Source organism: Brenneria roseae subsp. roseae (assembly GCF_003115845.1).
Lineage (GTDB): Bacteria > Pseudomonadota > Gammaproteobacteria > Enterobacterales > Enterobacteriaceae > Brenneria > Brenneria roseae.
Genome location: NZ_KZ819023.1, coordinates 234955 through 253515 on the forward strand (window position 1 = coordinate 234955; position 18561 = coordinate 253515).

Annotated in this window: 16 protein-coding genes; 11 read left to right on the forward strand and 5 right to left on the reverse strand. The window is 56.5% G+C overall.

The window, feature by feature from the left end; genetic code table 11:
• Positions 1–75 precede the first annotated feature (75 nt).
• Positions 76–1425, forward strand: a complete 1350-nt coding sequence (locus tag DDT52_RS03370; protein WP_136155102.1) for a cation:proton antiporter — start codon at positions 76–78, stop codon at positions 1423–1425.
• A 130-nt stretch (positions 1426–1555) separates the two neighbouring features.
• On the opposite strand, the gene DDT52_RS03375 is transcribed toward DDT52_RS03370, so the two are convergent.
• Complete coding sequence (locus DDT52_RS03375) at positions 1556–2455, reverse strand: AEC family transporter (RefSeq protein ID WP_136155103.1); 900 nt, start codon at positions 2453–2455, stop codon at positions 1556–1558.
• A 175-nt stretch (positions 2456–2630) separates the two neighbouring features.
• Here DDT52_RS03375 and DDT52_RS03380 point away from each other — a divergent pair, with 175 nt between their 5' ends.
• From DDT52_RS03380 to DDT52_RS03410, 7 genes are all read left to right on the forward strand, one after another.
• Complete coding sequence (locus DDT52_RS03380; protein ID WP_109053103.1) at positions 2631–3551, forward strand: LysR family transcriptional regulator; 921 nt, start codon at positions 2631–2633, stop codon at positions 3549–3551.
• Between the two features lie 119 nt (positions 3552–3670).
• Complete coding sequence (locus tag DDT52_RS03385) at positions 3671–4594, forward strand: N-carbamoyl-D-amino-acid hydrolase (RefSeq protein WP_136155104.1); 924 nt, start codon at positions 3671–3673, stop codon at positions 4592–4594.
• Positions 4595–4724: 130 nt separating this feature from the next.
• Positions 4725–6323 (forward strand): ABC transporter substrate-binding protein, encoded by a 1599-nt coding sequence (locus DDT52_RS03390; RefSeq protein ID WP_136155105.1) that lies wholly within the window; start codon positions 4725–4727, stop codon positions 6321–6323.
• A gap of 33 nt (positions 6324–6356) precedes the next feature.
• A complete protein-coding gene (locus DDT52_RS03395; RefSeq protein ID WP_136155106.1) occupies positions 6357–7298 on the forward strand; it encodes an ABC transporter permease in 942 nt (313 codons plus the stop codon).
• A 10-nt stretch (positions 7299–7308) separates the two neighbouring features.
• Positions 7309–8184 carry an ABC transporter permease gene (locus DDT52_RS03400; RefSeq protein ID WP_136155107.1) on the forward strand — a complete coding sequence of 292 codons (876 nt, stop codon included), beginning with the start codon at positions 7309–7311 and terminating at the stop codon, positions 8182–8184.
• Complete coding sequence (locus DDT52_RS03405) at positions 8181–9824, forward strand: ABC transporter ATP-binding protein (protein WP_136155108.1); 1644 nt, start codon at positions 8181–8183, stop codon at positions 9822–9824. The genes DDT52_RS03400 and DDT52_RS03405 overlap by 4 nt, the downstream gene beginning before the upstream one ends.
• Positions 9825–9826: 2 nt before the next feature.
• Positions 9827–11275, forward strand: coding sequence for an N-acyl-D-amino-acid deacylase family protein (locus tag DDT52_RS03410; protein ID WP_136155271.1), 1449 nt, complete (start codon positions 9827–9829; stop codon positions 11273–11275).
• Between the two features lie 15 nt (positions 11276–11290).
• On the opposite strand, the gene DDT52_RS03415 is transcribed toward DDT52_RS03410, so the two are convergent.
• Positions 11291–12664 (reverse strand): MATE family efflux transporter, encoded by a 1374-nt coding sequence (locus DDT52_RS03415; protein ID WP_136155109.1) that lies wholly within the window; start codon positions 12662–12664, stop codon positions 11291–11293.
• A gap of 322 nt (positions 12665–12986) precedes the next feature.
• Between DDT52_RS03415 and DDT52_RS03420 the strand changes: the two genes are divergently transcribed.
• On the forward strand, positions 12987–13622 hold the full coding sequence (locus tag DDT52_RS03420) for a riboflavin synthase subunit alpha (RefSeq protein WP_109053095.1): 636 nt from the start codon (positions 12987–12989) through the stop codon (positions 13620–13622).
• Between the two features lie 67 nt (positions 13623–13689).
• Here DDT52_RS03420 and cfa read toward each other — a convergent pair whose 3' ends face one another.
• Entirely contained in the window at positions 13690–14841 is a 1152-nt protein-coding gene (cfa, locus tag DDT52_RS03425) for a cyclopropane fatty acyl phospholipid synthase (RefSeq protein WP_136155110.1), read from the reverse strand.
• A gap of 357 nt (positions 14842–15198) precedes the next feature.
• Positions 15199–16230, reverse strand: coding sequence for an HTH-type transcriptional repressor PurR (purR, locus tag DDT52_RS03430; protein ID WP_109053093.1), 1032 nt, complete (start codon positions 16228–16230; stop codon positions 15199–15201).
• 383 nt (positions 16231–16613) lie between these two features.
• Between purR and cydH the strand changes: the two genes are divergently transcribed.
• A complete protein-coding gene (gene cydH / locus DDT52_RS03435) occupies positions 16614–16703 on the forward strand; it encodes a cytochrome bd-I oxidase subunit CydH (RefSeq protein WP_109053092.1) in 90 nt (29 codons plus the stop codon).
• Positions 16704–16787: 84 nt separating this feature from the next.
• Here the strand turns inward: cydH and DDT52_RS03440 are convergent, their stop codons facing one another.
• Entirely contained in the window at positions 16788–17651 is an 864-nt protein-coding gene (locus DDT52_RS03440) for a C40 family peptidase (protein ID WP_136155111.1), read from the reverse strand.
• A gap of 453 nt (positions 17652–18104) precedes the next feature.
• On the opposite strand from DDT52_RS03440, the gene DDT52_RS03445 reads away from it, so the two are divergent.
• A complete protein-coding gene (locus DDT52_RS03445; RefSeq protein WP_109053090.1) occupies positions 18105–18455 on the forward strand; it encodes a Grx4 family monothiol glutaredoxin in 351 nt (116 codons plus the stop codon).
• Positions 18456–18561 lie beyond the last annotated feature (106 nt).

Genomic DNA, 18561 nt, shown 5'->3' on the forward strand with positions numbered 1-18561 from the left:
TCAAATAGATATCCAGCCTTCTTCTCTATTAGCGATCATACTTACACCCGTAGATAGATCAAAAGAGGAGCAAAAATGGGCTTTCTTGGCTGGACTGCCGTAACCGGCGGTTTATTACTGCTGATGTCGCTGGCGTCGGGTTGGATCAAGCGTGGTCCGATAACGGTGTTTGCGATTTATCTGGCGGCGGGGGTGTTATGCGGGCCGTGGGTGTTAAATCTGCTGCGGGTGGATATTGCCGCTCATGCGGAGCTGACAAAAAATATCACTGAAATCGCCATGGCCGCTTCGCTGTTTATTACCGGTCTTAAGCTGAGGCTGCCGCTAAAAAGCCAGGGTTGGCGTATCGGTCTGCGGCTCGCGTTTCCCGGCATGCTGCTGACGGTCGCGGGCGCGGCCCTGGCGGCGCACTATTTTACCGGACTCTCCTGGCCGCTCTCACTGGCGTTTGGCGCGATTGTGGCGCCTACCGACCCGGTCTTGGCCAGTTTAATCTCGGTTAACGATGCCAGCGATAATGACAACCTGCGCGTCTCGCTTTCCAGCGAGGCGGGAATGAATGACGGCAGTGCTCTGCCGCTGCTGATGCTGGCGGTCCTGCTGCTGACCACGCCGGGCGGCGTATCGCTGGCGGCGTTCGGCCAGTGGGCGTTGGTGGACGTGCTGTGGGCGATTACCGCCGGGGTGGGAATCGGTTTCGCCATGGGCCGCTTTGTCGGCCAGTACGCCACGCATCTGCGCCATACCCATCAGGACGTTGCGCCGAACGATTTCCTGGCGCTGGCGCTGATTGCCCTGAGCTATGCCGCCGCACAGGCGCTGGATGCGTCAGGATTTCTTGCGGCTTTTGCCGCCGGCGTCGGGCTGCGCCGGGCAGAAATGCGCGTAGTCAATCGTCAGCCTGCCGATGAATTTTCCGACAGCGACAACCGCCCTCCCGCCGAGGTGATGGTCAATCCCCATATCCGTCACGAACCGGGCGAAACCAATCCCACCAGTTCAGTTGGGTTAGTGGTGGGGGATGCCCTGTCGTTCGGCGATATGGTGGAAAGACTGTTTGCCGCGGGGATCATTATCGTGCTGGGCATCACGCTGGCTCAACACTGGGATCCGGCCGGTCTGCTGATGGGCGCTTTGCTGTTTCTGATTATCCGGCCGCTGTCGGTATGGATTGCCACTATCGGTATGCAGGCGCCGCGTGAGCAGCGGCTGATACTGGGATGGCTGGGCATTCGGGGGATCGGCAGCATTAACTACATTGCCTGGGCCTATACCCACGGACTGGCCGGTGACGAGGTAACAAGAATGGCTGATATGGCCTTTACGCTGATCGTCGCCAGCGTGGTGGTGCATGGCATGTCGGTGACACCGCTGCTCAACTGGCGACAGACCAAAATCACCGCCCGGAAGCGCGATAAAGACTGATCGGCAACGGTCCGCTGCATTTTCCCTTCATCCCCTTCACCAAACAACAGCCTCACCGGCGGCAGGTCGCATCGCCACCGCCGGGCAGGCGTAAGCGTCATGGCAAGAGTGGATTGAATGACGGCGTGGCTCAAAGCAGGCTGATGATCCACATCCACAGCGGGAGAGTGACCATCGACAGCAGCGTAGAAAGGCAGATAGCCGAACTGGCGACCTGGCTGTTTTCCAGCGAGCGCGCAAAGCCCAGCACATTGACGCCGGAGGGGTTGGCGGCCATCAGCACCAGTACACTGCGCGGCATGCCGCTGATGTTCAGCAGCATGCAGGTCAGCAGCACCAGCAAGGGCATGGCGGCCAGCTTGGCGAGCGTGATGCCGACCACTAGCGCGCTGGGACGCAGCCGATAGCCGGAGAGGTTGGCGCCGAGCACGATAAGCGCGCAGGGCAGCGCCGCCTGAGCCAGCCAGGTCGCCAGTTTCATGCTCCAGCCCGGCAGCGTCAGATTCGACAGATTGACCGCCGTTCCCAACAGCAGACCGACGATCATCGGATTGGCGAGGCTGGCGACCAGAATGCCGGGTTTGAACGGCTCGCTGCCAGCGAGGCTGTCGTAGAAGCTTTGAGCGCTGAACAGCAGCAGACTATGCACGGCGAGTACGGTGAACAGCAGTATCAGACCGTCGTTGCCGAACAGCCCCGCCACCATCGCCAGGCCGATCAGGGCGTTGTTGGCGAAGGATGCGGTCAGGCCGAACGGGGTGGGATATCCCAGACGGCGATGGGCGAACAGGTTGACCACGGCGAAAATGAACAACGCCGGCACGAAATACGCGGCCAGGATCTTGATGTTCAGACCGTCATGCAGCGGCGCGTTGATCATCCCGGTGAACAGCACCATCGGCATGAACAGTTTGAAGGCAAGGCCGCCCAGCGCCTTGTTGGCGTGGGGATCAAGCGCGCCACGGCGGGCCAGAACATAGCCCAGCATGATTAGCAGGAAGACAGGCAGGATCGTTTGTGGAATGGCCACGGCGGTAGACTCCTCAGGAAGTGGGCAAATCATATTATTACCGGGTCATTTCCCTGCTGTCAGCGCAACATTCGGCTTGTTTATGTCATTGGCATACTAATTGCTATGGTCATATAACCTATTGTTAAGCGTTCGGCGGTAGGCGGACGCCATCAATTTCACCGAGGTATGTCGAATGCAGTCGCTCAATCTGCGTCAGATCGAAGTTTTTCGGGCGGTCATGATCACCGGTTCGATCAACGGTGCCGCGCAACTTCTGTATGTGTCTCAGCCGGCCGTCAGCCGGATGCTCTCCCACACCGAGGCGCGTATAGGCTTTCAACTGTTCGAACGGGTTAAGGGGCGATTGTATCCTTCGCCGGAGGCGAGATGTCTCTTCACCGATGTTGAATCGGTCTATCGCGATATTCAGCGGGTCAACACCACATTGCACAATCTGGTTCAGCAGCGTCATGGCGTGCTGCGCATCGCCAGTAGCCCCAGTCTGGGGCATCAGCTGGTGCCAGATGCCATCGCTGCTTTCCGACGGTGCAACGAAGACATCCTCGTCAGCCTGGAATGTCTGCGCCATTCCTTGTTGCGCGATCGTCTGCTCGACCGGCAGGCCGACTTTGGGATTTCGCTGTTTCCTATCGATCACCCCAATCTGCGCGCCATCCCTCTGAGCTACATCCGGGTGCTGGTGGTATGTCCGGAGGATCACCCGCTGACCCGCATTTCGGCAAACGAGCTGCCCGAGGCGCTGGCGGATACCGCGTTCATCGGCTATGCCTCGGATACCCCGTTTCACAGTTTCATGAATCAGGCTTTCGAGCGCGTGGGCCTGCCATATCGGCCCAGCATTGATGTCGATTCTCCCCACCATGCCTGCGCACTGGTTAAAAACGGCACCGGTTTTTCCGTCGTCGATGAAGTTTCCTACCGGGCGTCGGGTTCGGAGCGTATGGCGGTGCTGCCGATCCTCAACGAAGAACGCCTGACCATCAGCCTTGTGCACCTGCGGCGTGAACCTCTGGCGCAATTTGCGCAGGTGTTCGTCGAGCATCTGCGCAGCACGCTGAAGGACGGCGGTTTTCACCTGTTCAATCTGGATTAACATCAGGTTAATCAAGACCGACATATTGGCATACGACATATAAGGTCGAACCTCCCACAATGAACCCTACGCACTGCAAAGGTTTGCCGACACCGAGTCGGTCTTGTGGAGGATATGGCATGCGCGAAATCGTTATCGGCGGCGCCCAACTGGGGGCGATCCAAAAAAGCGACTCAAGAGAAAGTGTGGTCCAGCGCATGCTGGCGTTACTGGAACAGGCCCGGCAGCAGGCGTGCGAACTCGTCGTATTTCCCGAACTGGCCCTGACTACCTTCTTTCCACGCTGGTATATGGAAGATCAGCGGGAAGTCGATAGCTGGTTCGAGCGTGAAATGCCGAATGACGTGACGCGTCCGCTGTTCGATTTTTCCCGCGGACACGGTATCGCCATCACGTTCGGTTACGCCGAACTGACCCCCGACGGACACCATTACAACACCTCGATCCTGACCGATCGTCAAGGCAACATCGTCGGCAAGTACCGCAAGGTACATCTGCCGGGGCATGTCGAGTTCGATATCCACCGGGACTTTCAACATCTGGAAAAACGCTATTTCGAACCGGGCGACCTCGGTTTTCCGACCTGGGAAACCGAGGGCACCGTGATGGGCATGTGCATCTGCAATGACCGCCGCTGGCCGGAGACTTATCGCGTCATGGGATTGCAGGGGGTGGAACTGATCACGCTGGGCTACAACACGCCGTCGGTGAACGCGCAGAATCGCGGCGAAGGCGAAGCGCAGCGGCTGTTCCATTCCGAACTGTGCATGCAGGCCGGCGCGTACCAGAACGCCACCTGGGTGGTCGGCGTCGCGAAGGCCGGGGTCGAAGATGGCTTTCCGCTGATGGGCGGCAGCGTGATCGTCGATCCCAACGGTTTTGTGGTCGCCAGAGCCAAAGGGCAGGAGGATGAGCTGATCGTCCATCGCTGCGATATGGATCTGAGCCATTTCGGCAAGAGCACCATCTTCGACTTCGCGCGTCACCGGCGTATCGAACATTACGGCATCATCACCCGCCAGACCGGCGTTAAACGTCCCTGATCTGGGGGAGAGCATGAGCTGGCCGTGGTTGCCTGAAGGTTACGGCCCGGGCGCCCGGCGTTATCTCATGGCGTAGCACCACACAGCAAGTCCCGACACCACACGTTGCTATTTTGAAGGAGTGTTGAGAATGAAAAAATATCCATCCCGTTCCCTGATCGCCTGTCTGCTGTTGCCGTTCAGCCTGAGCGCTGCCCTGTACGCCTCACCCGCTTTGGCCGCGGACAAAACCCTGCATGCGGTGATGTCCTCATCCCTGCGCGTGCTCGATCCGATCGCGACCACCGCGCAGATCACCCGCAATCACGGCTACATGATTTACGATACCCTGATCGGCATGGACGAGAATTTTGTGCCCAAGCCGCAAATGGCCGACTGGACCGTTTCGCCAGACGGCCTGACCTACACTTTTACGCTGCGTGACGGTCTGCTTTGGCATGACGGCAAGCCTGTCACCGCCGCGGACTGCGTCGCCTCGCTCAATCGCTGGGCGCGGTATGACGTCGGCGGGCAGTTGATGATGAAGTACACCGCCAGCATTACCGCCACCGACGACAAAACCATCACCCTGACGCTGGCCAAACCTTTTGGCTACGTTTTGCAACTGTTGGCCAAGCCTTCGTCCGTGGCGGCGTTCATGATGCCGGAGCGGGTTGCCAACACGCCTGACGGCAAAATGATTACCGACTACACCGGTTCCGGCCCGTATAAGTTTGTCGCCGGCGAATTCGATCCCGGCAATCTCGTGGTCTACGAGAAATTCCAGCAATACGTACCGCGCCAGGAACCGGCGAGCGGCACTGCGGGCGGCAAAGTGGTCAACGTCGATCGCGTGGAATGGATCAACATGCCGGACCGTATGACGGCGATCAACGCGCTGTCCTCCGGCGATATCGATTTCATCGAACAGTTGCCGATCGATTTGCTGCCGATGGTGCAGGCCAATCCTGACCTCAAATCCGGGATCCTGAGCAAATTGGGCGCGATGACCGGTGGGCGGATGAACTTCCTTTATCCGCCATTCGATAATCCGGACATCCGCCGCGCCGCACTGCTGGCGATGAACCAGAAAGACGTACTCGACGCATTGGTGGGCAATCCGGAGTACTTCAAGCAGTGCGCCTCGGTGTTCGGCTGCGGCACGGTTCTGGAAACGGAAGCGGGCGGCGAGTCGCTGCTCAACGGCGGCGATCTGGAAGCGGCCAAAGCGCTGTTGAAGAAGGCCGGCTATGACGGCACGCCGGTGGTGATCATGCAGCCGACCGACGTACCGAGTCAGGCGCCGCAGCCGGTAGTGGTGGCGCAGGCTCTGCGCAAGGCGGGCTTCAAGGTCGATCTGCAACCGATGGACTGGCAGACGCTGGTGTCGCGTCGGGCCAATCAGAACCCGCCGTCGCAGGGCGGCTGGAATCTGTTCTTCACCTACTGGAATGCGGAAACCATCTGGAACCCGGTGGTCAATCCGATGCTTGACGGCGGGGGACAGAAAGGCGCCTGGTTTGGCTGGCCGACCGATCCGAAAATGAACGAACTGCGGGTGGATTTCGCTACCGCAACCGACCCGGCCAAACAGAAAGCGATTGCGGAGGAGATTCAGAAACGCGCGATGGATCAGGTCAGCTATATTCCGCTGGGCCAGTTCTACGACGTAGCGGTCTGGAGCAGCCGTATCAGTCACCTGATGACCGGACCGTCCACGGTGTTCTGGAACGTCGAGAAAAGCGACTGATTACTGTGTGATGAATGTCTGCGGAGGTTCCTAATGCTTGGTTACTTCATTCGCCGCGTGCTGGCGGCGATCCCGGTGATGCTGGTGGTGGCGCTGTTTGTCTTTCTGTTACTGCGGCTGTCACCGGGCGACCCGGCGGCGATTATCGCCGGCGACATGGCGACTCCGCAGCAACTGGAGGCGATTCGCGAAAGCCTGGGCCTGAACCAGCCGCTGTATCAGCAGTTTTTCGTGTGGATCGCGCAGCTGTTGCAAGGGGACTTCAGCACGTCCCTGATGGCCAACACGCCGGTGCTGACCATGATTGGTCAGCGTCTGGAGCCGACCCTGAGTCTGGCGCTGGTGGCGATAGCCTTCACCATTCTGATTTCCGTGCCGCTGGGCGTGCTGGCGGCCTGGAAGCACGGCAGTTGGATTGACAATCTGGTGATGTCTTTGTCGGTGCTGGGTTTTTCCGTGCCGGTGTTCGTGATCGGCTATGTGCTGATCACCGTGTTTTCCCTCGAACTGCGATGGTTGCCGGTACAGGGATTTAGCAGCATCACTAACGGCGTGTGGCCGTTCGCCCAGCGCATCGTGCTGCCGGCATTGACGCTGTCGTCGGTGTATATCGCGCTGGTGGCCCGAATGACCCGCGCCAGTGTGATCGAAGTGCTGGGGGAAGATTACATCCGTACCGCCCGCGCCAAAGGACTGGCAGAGATTCACGTACTGTTCCGGCACGCGCTGCGCAATGCGATGATCCCGATTCTGACGGTGATCGGCACCGGTTTCGCGCTGATGATTTCCGGGGTCGTGGTGACCGAAAGCGTGTTTAACATTCCCGGGTTGGGACGCCTGATTGTGGATGCCGTGCTGGCCCGGGACTACCCGGTGATTCAGGGGATGATCCTGCTGACCAGCGGGGTGTATGTCATCATTAATTTGCTGATCGATTTGTCGTATGCGATTAGCGATCCGCGTATTCGTTATTGAGGGCATGGGCATGAGTAAACCGGTTTCTCTGACCTTGCCAGCGCCCCGGAAGCGCCGAATCGTACTGGCGCGCGTGCCGCTGACGGCGGTCGTCTCGCTGATTGTATTGGTGCTGATCGTGACCATGGCGATTTTCGCGCCCTGGATCGCCAATCACGATCCGGTGGCGCTGTCTCCGGCGTTTCGTCTGAAACCGCCCAGCGCCGAATTCTGGCTCGGCACCGACGCTTACGGACGCGATCTGTTTTCACGCATCGTCTACGGCGCGCGTATCTCGCTGATTGTGGGTCTGGGGGTGACGGTGATGAGCGTGCTTATCGGCCTGCCGCTGGGGTTGCTGGCGGGCTATTTCCGGGGTATCGATGCATTGCTGATGCGGGTGATGGACGGTCTGATGGCGATCCCCGGCATCCTGCTGGCGATCGCCATCGTTTCGCTGAGCAGCGCCGGCATCTGGACCGTCATGGTCGCCATCATGGTGCCGGAGATCCCGCAGGTAGTGCGTCTGGTGCGCTCTCGGGTGCTGTCGGCCCGCGAAGAGCCGTTTGTGGAGGCCGCGGTGCTGATGGGCACCTCCAGCTTCAGGGTTCTCACCCGGCACCTGATGCCCAATACGCTGGCGCCGCTGATTGTGCAGAGCACCTATATCTGCGCATCGGCGATTCTGACCGAAGCGATTTTGTCGTTTCTCGGCGCCGGCATCGGCACCGAAATTCCGACCTGGGGCAACATCATCGCCGAGGGTCGCGTGTACTTCCAGCTCAAGCCTTCGCTGGTGCTGTGGGCGGGTCTGGCCCTGTCGCTGTGTATTTTGTCGATCAATCTGTTGGGCGACGCGGTGAGCGATGCGCTTGACCCGCGCCTGAAGAAAAGGGGGGCCGCATGAGCGAACGCCAGAACGACATCCTGTGCGTGGACCGCTTATGCGTGAATACCGCGCAAGGCGTGCCGATCCTGCAGGATATCTCATTCGAGATCCATGCCGGGGAGACGGTCTGCCTGGTGGGCGAGAGCGGCTCGGGCAAGTCGGTCACGTCGCTGACGACCCTCGGTCTGCTGCCGAAAGACGCGCTTGCTGCGGTGAGCGGACGCATCCTGCTGGACGGAGAAGATGTCCTACAGGTCAGCAACGGTCGGCTCAAGGCGTTGCGCGGCAGCCGTATGGCGATGATTTTCCAGGAGCCCATGACGGCTCTCAACCCGGTGCTTACGGTAGGGCGGCAAATTGACGAAGTGTTGCAAACGCATACCGAACTGAGCGCCCCGGCGCGCCGTGAGCGGGTGATGAATGCGTTGGCGCAGGTGCATCTGCCGGATATCGAACGCGTTCATGACGCCTACCCGCATCAGCTCAGCGGCGGTCAGCGCCAGCGCATCATGATCGCGATGGCGCTGGTGCTTGAGCCTCGCCTGCTGATCGCCGATGAGCCGACCACGGCGCTCGACGTGACGACTCAGCAACAAATCCTCAAACTGATCCGCGAACTCCAGCAACAGCACGGCACTGCCGTGCTGTTCATCACCCACGACATGGGCGTGGTGGTGGACATCGCCGACCGCGTTTGCGTGATGCGTCAGGGACACATTGTTGAGTCCGGCACCGTGCAGCAGGTGCTGTCTCAGCCGCGGGAGGATTACACCAAAGCGCTGCTGGCCGCGGTTCCCAGTCTCGCGCCCAGAACGGCGCGTCGTGAGGCGGCCAGCGCGCAGGTGGTGCTCGACGTCGTTGAGCTGGGCAAAACCTATCCGGCCTCCGGTGGCGCATGGTTCGGATTCCGCAAACGACGCGAGGGCACGCGTGCGGTACATGACGTGACCTTCATGCTCAAACGCGGGCGAACGCTGGGTATCGTCGGTGAGAGCGGTTCCGGCAAGTCAACGTTGGCCCGCTGTGTGATGCGTTTGCTGACGCCGACCGACGGCGCGGTTCGGATTACCGGCAAGGATATTTCCGAGCTGACGACGGCCGGGCTAAAACCCCATCGCAAACGCATCCAGATGATCTTTCAGGACCCCAACCGGTCGCTCAATCCGCGCATGACTATCGGCAAGAGTCTGGTGGAAGGCCCCATGAACTACGGCGTGTCGTTCGCTCAGGCCTGGGCCCGCGGTCAGGAACTGCTGGAACTGGTCGGGCTGCCGGCTGACGCCATCGATCGTTATCCGCATCAGTTTTCCGGCGGGCAGCGGCAACGCATTGCGATTGCCCGCGCGTTGGCGATGGAGCCGGATGTGATCGTCGCCGACGAAGCCGTGTCGGCGCTCGACGTCTCGGTGCAGGCGCAGGTGCTGCAACTGCTGGACGATATTCAACAGCGTATGCAGGTCGCCATTTTGTTCATTACCCACGATCTGCGGGTGGCGGCGCAGGTCTGCGACGACGTGCTGGTGATGCAGCACGGTCAGGTCATTGAGTATGGCCCGGCGGGCGATGTGCTGGCTAATCCACAACAGCCTTACACTCAACAATTGATGGACGCGGTTCCCGGCAAGGGCTGGGATTTCACCGCGGGCCGGAGGATGTGATGATGGCATTTGACCTACTGTTTTGCGGCGTCACCGTGGTCGATGGCAGCGGCGCGGCGCCGTATACCGCCGACGTCGCGATCGTCGGCGAACGGATTGCCGCTATCGGCAATCTCTCCGGGCACGCGGCGCGGCGGGTGATTGCGGGTGCCGGGCGTTATCTGATGCCGGGCTTTATTGACGTACATACTCACGACGACACCAACGTTATTGGTTCTCCGGACATGCTGGCCAAGATTTCTCAGGGCGTGACCACGGTAATTGTCGGCAACTGCGGGATCAGCGCCTCGCCGGTGACCCTGACGGGCGCGCCGCCGGATCCGATGAACCTGCTGGGCGGTCAGGATGCCTTTATTTATCCGACCTTCGGGGAGTATGCCGACGCGGTTGAACGCGCCTGCCCGAGCGTCAACGTGGCGGCGCTGATCGGCCACACGGCGCTGCGAGCCAACGTGATGACGCAATTCGATCGTCCGGCGACGGCGCAGGAGCTGGAACAGATGTGCGAAACGCTGGAAGGCGCGCTTAACGCCGGCGCCATCGGCCTTAGCTCCGGGCTGGCCTACACCAACGCCAAACAGGCCCCCGCGAAGGAAATGCAGCGGCTGGTGGACATCGTCGGCGCTCATGGCGCGCTGTATACCACGCACATGCGCAACGAACACGACGGCCTGCTGGATTCGCTGCAAGAGTCGTTCAGTACGGCTCGTCGCGCCGGCGCGGACCTGGTGATCTCCCATCTCAAGTGCGCCGGCGCGGGCAACTGGGGACGTGCGCCGCTGGCGCTGGCCGCGCTGGAAAAAGCCGCCCGCGAGCAGCCGTGCAACTGCGATTGCTATCCCTATGCGGCCAGTTCCACGACGTTGGACGCCTGGCGCGTCGATGGAGAGATGGAAATCTTTATTACCTGGTCCGAGCCGCATCCGGAGATGGCCAGACAGACGTTGAAAGAGATTGCCGAACAGTGGGGCGTCGATCAATGGCAGGCCACCGAGCGCCTGCGTCCGGCCGGGGCGATCTACCACATGATGAGCGAAGACGACGTGCGCAAGATTTTGGCGCATCCGCTCTCGATGGTGGGATCCGACGGTTTACCCAACGATCCCAATCCTCACCCGCGGCTCTGGGGCACTTTCCCGCGCGTGCTGGCCCACTACTGCCGCGACCTGCAACTGTTCGATCTGCCCGAGGCGGTGCGCAAGATGACGGGGCTGTCGGCCGCACGTTTTCGTTTGCAGGATCGGGGCGTGGTGCGCGAAGGGGCGTTCGCCGATGTAACGCTGGTCGATATGACGAAGATTCAGGACGTCGCCACCTACAGCGACCCCTGCCGGCAAGCGCCGGGCATCGATCTGGTGGTGGTCAACGGCGTGGTGAGTTACGAAGACGGGCGCGTGTCAGGACGTCAGGGACGTTTGCTGAAGCGCCGGCCCGCCTCTGGCGCGGTGTGAGAGCGCGAGAAAGCACTAACGAGCCGCCCGTGTCAGAATCTGCACGGCCGGCTGGCGTTGAAGCCAACGAATGCGCGTCACCATCATGATCGCGGCGGCGGTTAATCCAATAATAAATCCACACCAGAAACCCGCGGGCCCCATGCGGGGAACCACATGGTCAGTTAACGCCAGCAGATAGCCGCTCGGCAGCCCCAGCACCCAATAGGCGGTAAAGGTAATATAAAAGATTGACCGGGTATCTTTATATCCGCGTAACACGCCGCTGCCGATAACCTGTATGGCGTCAGAGATTTGATAGATCGCAGCCAGCAACATCAGGTATGACGCCATGGCGACGACGTCAGGATCCTGATTGTAGAGCAGGGCGATAGGTTCCCGTAACAGCGTGGTGAATATTGCCGTGCAGGAAGCCATGACCACGCCTGTCATGAGCCCGGTATGTGCGGCGATACGGGCGAGTTCGGTGGAGCCTTCCCCCAGTCGATGGCCGACGCGAATAGTTGTGGCGACGCCAATAGATAAAGGGAGAACGAACATCAATGAGCTGAAGTTCAGCGCGATCTGGTGGCCGGCGACATCCACGACCCCGAGCGGAAGCACCAGCAGTGCAACCACGGCAAAGAGCGTGACTTCAAAGAACATCGCCAGCGCAATAGGCAAACCGAGGGAGAACAACCGTTGCAGCGCCCGCCAGTCTGGTCTGAATCGCGATTGTTGCAGCTTGATATCGCGTAACCAGGCGGCTTGCCGGGTATAAGCCATCATCAACAACATCATGATCCAATAGACTGACGCCGTGGCCACCCCGCAGCCGACGCCGCCCAATTCAGGCATGCCGAATTTACCGTAGATAAAAATGTAGTTGATGGGAATGTTGATTAAAAGTCCGATAAAGCCAATGACCATACCCGGTTTGGTTTTTGATAATCCTTCGCACTGGCTGCGCAGAACCTGATAGAACAGGTAGCCAGGCACTCCCCACAACAGCGCGTGCAGGTAACCGATCGCTTTTTCCGCCAGTTCCGGCGATCCGTCATTCATCAGGTTAATGGCATATTCGCCTTGATACAGCACCACCATAATAAGCAATGAAACGAGCAGCGCCAGAAAGAAAGACTGTTGAACCTGATGCGCAATGCGCTCCCTGCGGCCAGACCCATTCAACTGCGCCACAACCGGCGTCAGGGCCAGTAATAATCCATGACCGAAAAGAATGGCGGGCAGCCAGATGGAAGTACCGACGGCAACGGCAGCCATATCCGTAGCGCTGTAGGAACCCGCCATAATGGTATCAACCACACCCATGGATGTCTGAGACACTTGCGCAATAATGACAGGAATTGCGAGCGCCAATAAATTGCGCGCCTCTGACAGATACTTCTGCACGGACACCTTCCTCGAATCGACTGACAGATAGCGGGATAATTAAACGTGGATGAACATAATCATGTCGCTGACAGGACAAGGGCGTTATTGTAACGACTTGCCAAAAGTAAACCAGAGTGGAAAGAGGTAAATTCACAAATGTATAGTGATCCTCAATATGTCCACTAAGTATTGGGAATGAGGTTTGGTTTTCATCTGAATATCATGCACACTGCTCGACAGGCATTGATACGCTTCATATTTCAAACTGCGGGTGGGCTGGTGTTTCTTTCCCGCTACTGTTCGGTCTTTTATTTACATCATTTTTTAAGAGGCAAGCCGTATGTTTACCGGTATTGTTCAAGGCACCGCGCCGGTGGTGTCCATTGATGAAAAATCAAATTTTCGTACGCACGTGATCAAACTCCCTCCTGAACTGCTGCCGGGGCTGGTGCCGGGAGCCTCCGTGGCGCACAACGGTTGCTGCCTGACGGTGACGGCGGTAAAGGGGGATTGTGCCAGTTTCGATTTAATGAAAGAAACATTGCGATTGACCAACCTTGGCGAAGTAAAGGAAGGTGACCGCGTCAACGTTGAACGGGCAGCCAAAGTGGGCGATGAAATCGGCGGTCATGTCATGTCTGGCCATATTATCTGCACAGCGGAAGTGGTGAAAATTCTGGTATCGGAAAATAACCACCAGATTTGGTTCCGCCTGGCCGACGAAGCGTTGATGAAATATGTGCTGCACAAAGGCTTTATCGGTATCGATGGAATCAGCCTGACGATTGGTGAGGTCACCCGCAGCCGTTTCTGCGTGCATTTGATTCCGGAAACGCTCAATCGTACCACGCTGGGGCAAAAGCGTCTGGGACATCGCGTGAACATTGAAATTGATCCGCAAACCCAGGCGGTGGTGGATACCGTAGAACGCGTATTAGCCAGCCAACAGAAGAACGAACCCGTTAGTGAAGAATAAGCAGTCGCTTCGCAGAACAAGCCGTTCGGGAATCGTTTCCCGGCGGCTTGCTTTCAGCAGATTTTGACTAGCGCGGAACGCGTAACCCGCCTTCGATGCCACTCGGACTGAAAAGCACCTGCCAGAGTTGGATATTCCGTGCACGGAAGGCGCCGGCACAGGCATTCAGATAGTAACCGAACATACGACGGAAACGGGCGGAATAGCGTTCGGAAAGCTGAGGCCAGCCTTGCTGAAAACGCCCATGCCAGGCCATTAGGGTACGGTCATAATCCGCGCCGAAGTTGTGCCAGTCTTCCATCACCATGTAAGGTTCGCTGGCCTGGGCAATATGACGCACAGAAGGCAGACAGCCATTGGGGAAAATATATTTATCCGTCCAGGGATCGAGCTGTGAGTCGGTTTGATTCGCGCCGATAGTGTGTAACAGAAACAGACCGTCAGGTTTAAGATTCTGGCTGATGACGCGGAAATAGGTGTCGTAGTTACGCGGACCGACATGCTCAAACATACCGACGGAAACAACCCGATCGAACTCACCGGCAAGGTCGCGATAATCCTGCAACAGAATGGTGACGTCCAGATCCTGGCAGCGCTGCTGCGCCAGTTTCTGCTGTTCGCGAGAAATCGTTACGCCGCATACGGATACGCCATAACGGCGTGCGGCAAACTCCGCTAGCCCGCCCCAGCCGCAGCCGATATCCAGCAGCGTCATTCCCGGTCTGAGCTGTAGCTTCTCACAGATCATCTCCAGTTTGTCTTCCTGCGCCTGCTCCAGCGTTTCGGCTTTTTTCCAGTAAGCGCAGGAATACTGCATGTAGGGATCGAGCATCAGTGAAAACAGGTCGTTTCCCAAATCATAATGTTCTTTGCCAACAATCCACGCCCGCCTTTTCGATTGCAGGTTCATCAGGCGGGATGCGGCAATGCGCAAAATGTCTTTCAGATGGCGCGGCAGCTTATCATCCAGTCTGGCGTGCAAAACGCGGTGGAAAAACATATCCAGCCGTTCACACTCCCACCAGCCATCCATATAACTTTCACCCAGCCCTAATGAGCCTTCACGCAATACGCGTTTAAAGAAATCCGGGTTTTTCACTGCGATATCAAACGGACGGGAACCATTGATTTTGATATCGGCCATACTCAGCATTTCATGCACAATATGGAACCAGGACAGGTTATGGCTATCCAGTTCCTCTATATACGATGAACTCATAACTTCTCCCTACCTTGCTGTCGATCGTGCTCAGCAAGGAAAACATAGACAATTTTTACCCATAGTCGATATCGGTGGAATTTTCCCATCGTCTAGTCTCTGAATGGTCAGAGGAAAATGCAGAAGAAAAGCACAAGCCGGTACGCAAAAAATACGTAGGGGCACTCATCCTTAAGGTCAATCCGTGCCGTCCGCTGGTACGCAAAATTTAAGGATAGTGAAGAAAAACAAAAAATTCAGTTTATGTAATAACCGCATTTAGTTTATGACTGCTTCAGCCGGGGGACAAGTATAAATTGGCTGAAGCAGTATCAGGGCGCACGCAATAGCCGCGTGGCATAAGAAAGTCATTTGTTATCAGGAATAGCGGCGATAATCGCGGAAAGGACCATCCGCCACGGAACGGCGTTCAATCAGCGTCGGGTAGACCTCGATAACCTGCGCATCTTCGCGTTTGCTGGTGATTCGGTCCAGCAACATCGCGAACGCGGATTGTCCCAGACGTTCTTTGGGCTGGTGAATGGTGGTGAGCGCCGGCGTGAAAAAGCGGGCATGGCGGACGTTATCGTAGCCAATGACCGAAATATCCTGTGGAACACGCAGTCCCAATTCATCGGCTGCACAAATTGCGCCCATCGCCATGATATCGCCGCCGCAGAAAACGGCGGTGGGTCGGTGTTTCTGTGACAGAATCTGGTGCATGGCTTTATAGCCGGATTCCGGCTCGAAATCGCCCTGTACGATCCACTCATCGCGTACTTTGATGTCCGCTTCGTTCAAGGCTTTCAAAAAGCCCAGATAGCGGCCACTGCCGGTGTTACGTTCCTGAATGCCGGGAATAGCACCAATATCCCGGTGACCGCGTTCGATCAGATACCGGCCTGCCATATAGCCGCCTTCAAAGGCGTTATCGATAATGGTATCGGTAAAATCGCTGTGCGCCTGTCCCCAGTCCATGACCACCATTGGAATGCTGCGATAGTCTTTCAACATGGCGAGTAAGTCTGGCGGATACTCCGCACACATGACCAGTAAGCCGTCCACGCGTTTTTGGGCCAGCATGGAAAGGTAGGCTCGCTGTTTGTCGATGTTGTTGTGCGAGTTACATAAGATCAGCGTGTAGCCTTTCGCGTAGCAGCTGTTTTCAACGGCTTCGATAATCTCGGCAAAGTAGGGCGCTTCACTTGATGTTGCCAACAGCCCGATAGATTTGGTGTGGTTGACTTTTAGACTGCGGGCGACGGCACTGGGTGAATAATGTAACTCTTTAATCGCCGCCCTCACGGCAGCCTTGGTCTCTTCGGCGACGAAACGTGTTTTATTAATCACGTGCGATACGGTTGTGGTCGAAACGCCGGCACGTTTTGCCACATCTTTGATCGTTGCCATCTAAAAATGACTCCTGGACTTACCTGTTACAGTCGTAAGTATATTGTTAATCGTTTGCCTGCGCGTAAAGTTCTTCTCCCTGGCGAAAAAACAGGATGTCAGAAGGAGAATGCCGAATGTTATACCTGAGGGGACAAGGTTGACGTTTTTCGACCAGGACGCAGCGCTATCATAAACAGCGGATTTTGTCCGATTTGCCACGAAAGTGGAAGCGGTAATTTATACTATTAGTGCGGCATTGGTACGAGATTTTTCATTCAAATTATGGAAGAATCAAAGCAACCATACAATTTGTAGTTTTAAACCACCGTTCGGTTTTGAATCCCAAATGATGGTCGCGCATTTATTCTCATAATTTGGATGCCATACAAAAGGAGAGACTTATGGATACAGACCTGAAGATGTCATTACTGACAACGGCTGGCGCGCTGGCGATGATTATCGTATTCAGTTTTGTCGCGGTACTGAACTGATTGGCGCCCGGCCTCCCGTTTGTTTAGTCAACCCATCCGTTCAGATACGGTACGGTACTTAAACCGTGTCTGAACGGGTGACAACTAGCGAATCGTTTGTGGCGTAACAACTCTGCGTGCGCCGACATAGTGATCCTGCCAGTAATCTTCACTTAATTTACTGATACGTATATCCGATCCTGAACGTGGCGACTGAATGAATTTGCCATTCCCCAGATAAACCCCAACGTGATCCGCAGCACCGCGATTATTGATACGGAAGAAAACCAAATCGCCGCTTTCCAGCTCGTTTTTCTTGATAGGGGCGGCATCCCGCAAGTGGTACATTTCGTTAGCGGTGCGGGGAATCTGAATTTTAACTACGTCTTTATAGGCGTAATAGACCAGTCCACTACAGTCAAAACCGGTAAAAGGAGAGGTGCCTCCCCAGTGATACGGTTTTCCTACCTGACTCATCAACTTATTCATCGCGGTTAATTTGGCATGCTGGTAACGTTTTTTATGGGTTGCGCTCAAGGCCAGTCCTTTATCCGGCTGTTCTTTTTTACTCGTTTCCGCTTTGTCTTTTAGACCTGATTTAAGTTTGGCATGGGTGGACGCCAGTTTCACATTACTGTCGGTGTTTGACTTTTTGCGCCCTTTTTTGACCAGCGTCGGCGTGGCATGTTGGGTTTTTGACGAGGGTTTTTCCGCTAAATGCTTTGCCGTGCTTGTGGTTGTCTGGGGTTTAGCGTGTCCGGTATTGGCGGCATCCGGCTTTTTGCTTTTTATTGGCGTTGGCGTTTTTTTGTTGCTCTTCGTCGGCTTGCTTTTCTTGTGATCGCCCTCAATAACACTTTTCATGCTGGTTTTACGCGGCGATGAATCGGGGGTATTGGGAGTAGCCTGAGCCAGGTTCAGGAATAGATTACTGAAGAACAATATAAAAAGCGTAATAAATAAGCGCATGATAAAAATGACCGAATATGATCCTTAAATCGCTCAATCAATCCGCACAGTATTCCCGAAAACGGCAGGATAAAAAAGTGGGAATGACTGCTTTATTCATACAGAATAGTGAAAAAACGTTAGCAATTGTTTTTTCGGTGGATTTATCATCGTTTTCTGCTGCTGATTTCATCAGCGCGATGTATCTCTGTGAGCATCGCAATCAATGACGGCCGTGCCGGTTGTCTCATTTCTGACCAGAGCGGATCTGGTATTTGACGATTCAGACTGAAGCCTGAAATCTGCTGAGTCGCGCGGCGAAAATAAAACCCTACAAAAAATGGTGTTTTTTTGTGGCTATGGCCCTCGGTACAATATAATTGAGTAGATAGCGCTGTAATGGCACATCTGACAGAAGCTCGTGGTTAATGCATATGATGTTAGCCATCCTATAAGGTTTAAGGAAGCAAGAGAATGACGACGACAACAATTGAAAAAATTCAGCGTCAGATCGCTGAAAACCCGATTCTGCTGTATATGAAAGGTTCACCTAAGTTGCCGAGCTGCGGCTTCTCCGCTCAGGCAGTACAGGCGTTGTCAGCTTGTGGCGAACGTTTTGCCTATGTCGATATTTTGCAGAATCCGGATATTCGCGCTGAGTTGCCCAACTACGCCAACTGGCCGACTTTTCCGCAACTGTGGGTTGATGGTGAACTGGTCGGCGGCTGCGACATCGTGATTGAAATGTATCAGCGCGGCGAGTTACAGCAACTGATTAAAGAAACCGCTGAAAAACACAAGTCCCAGCCGGAAGATCAGGCATAATTACCACGGGTGCACCACGCACCCGTTACTTTTTATGGCGGGCGTCCTTGCCCGCCACCCTTCGGGCATCGCCAGCGACGTTGAAAAACGCGCCAGCGTTTTTTGC

Bases quoted from the DNA above. Each gene is read 5' to 3' on its own strand.
- DDT52_RS03400 (WP_136155107.1), top strand. From the start codon at position 7,309: ATGAGTAAACCGGTTTCTCTGACCTTGCCAGCGCCCCGGAAGCGCCGA.
- DDT52_RS03420 (WP_109053095.1), top strand. From the start codon at position 12,987: ATGTTTACCGGTATTGTTCAAGGCACCGCGCCGGTGGTGTCCATTGAT.
- DDT52_RS03380 (WP_109053103.1), top strand. From the start codon at position 2,631: ATGCAGTCGCTCAATCTGCGTCAGATCGAAGTTTTTCGGGCGGTCATG.
- DDT52_RS03385 (WP_136155104.1), top strand. From the start codon at position 3,671: ATGCGCGAAATCGTTATCGGCGGCGCCCAACTGGGGGCGATCCAAAAA.
- purR (WP_109053093.1), bottom strand. From the start codon at position 16,230: ATGGCAACGATCAAAGATGTGGCAAAACGTGCCGGCGTTTCGACCACA.
- DDT52_RS03395 (WP_136155106.1), top strand. From the start codon at position 6,357: ATGCTTGGTTACTTCATTCGCCGCGTGCTGGCGGCGATCCCGGTGATG.
- DDT52_RS03390 (WP_136155105.1), top strand. From the start codon at position 4,725: ATGAAAAAATATCCATCCCGTTCCCTGATCGCCTGTCTGCTGTTGCCG.
- cydH (WP_109053092.1), top strand. From the start codon at position 16,614: ATGGATACAGACCTGAAGATGTCATTACTGACAACGGCTGGCGCGCTG.
- cfa (WP_136155110.1), bottom strand. From the start codon at position 14,841: ATGAGTTCATCGTATATAGAGGAACTGGATAGCCATAACCTGTCCTGG.
- DDT52_RS03440 (WP_136155111.1), bottom strand. From the start codon at position 17,651: ATGCGCTTATTTATTACGCTTTTTATATTGTTCTTCAGTAATCTATTC.
- DDT52_RS03445 (WP_109053090.1), top strand. From the start codon at position 18,105: ATGACGACGACAACAATTGAAAAAATTCAGCGTCAGATCGCTGAAAAC.
- DDT52_RS03405 (WP_136155108.1), top strand. From the start codon at position 8,181: ATGAGCGAACGCCAGAACGACATCCTGTGCGTGGACCGCTTATGCGTG.
- DDT52_RS03410 (WP_136155271.1), top strand. From the start codon at position 9,827: ATGGCATTTGACCTACTGTTTTGCGGCGTCACCGTGGTCGATGGCAGC.
- DDT52_RS03370 (WP_136155102.1), top strand. From the start codon at position 76: ATGGGCTTTCTTGGCTGGACTGCCGTAACCGGCGGTTTATTACTGCTG.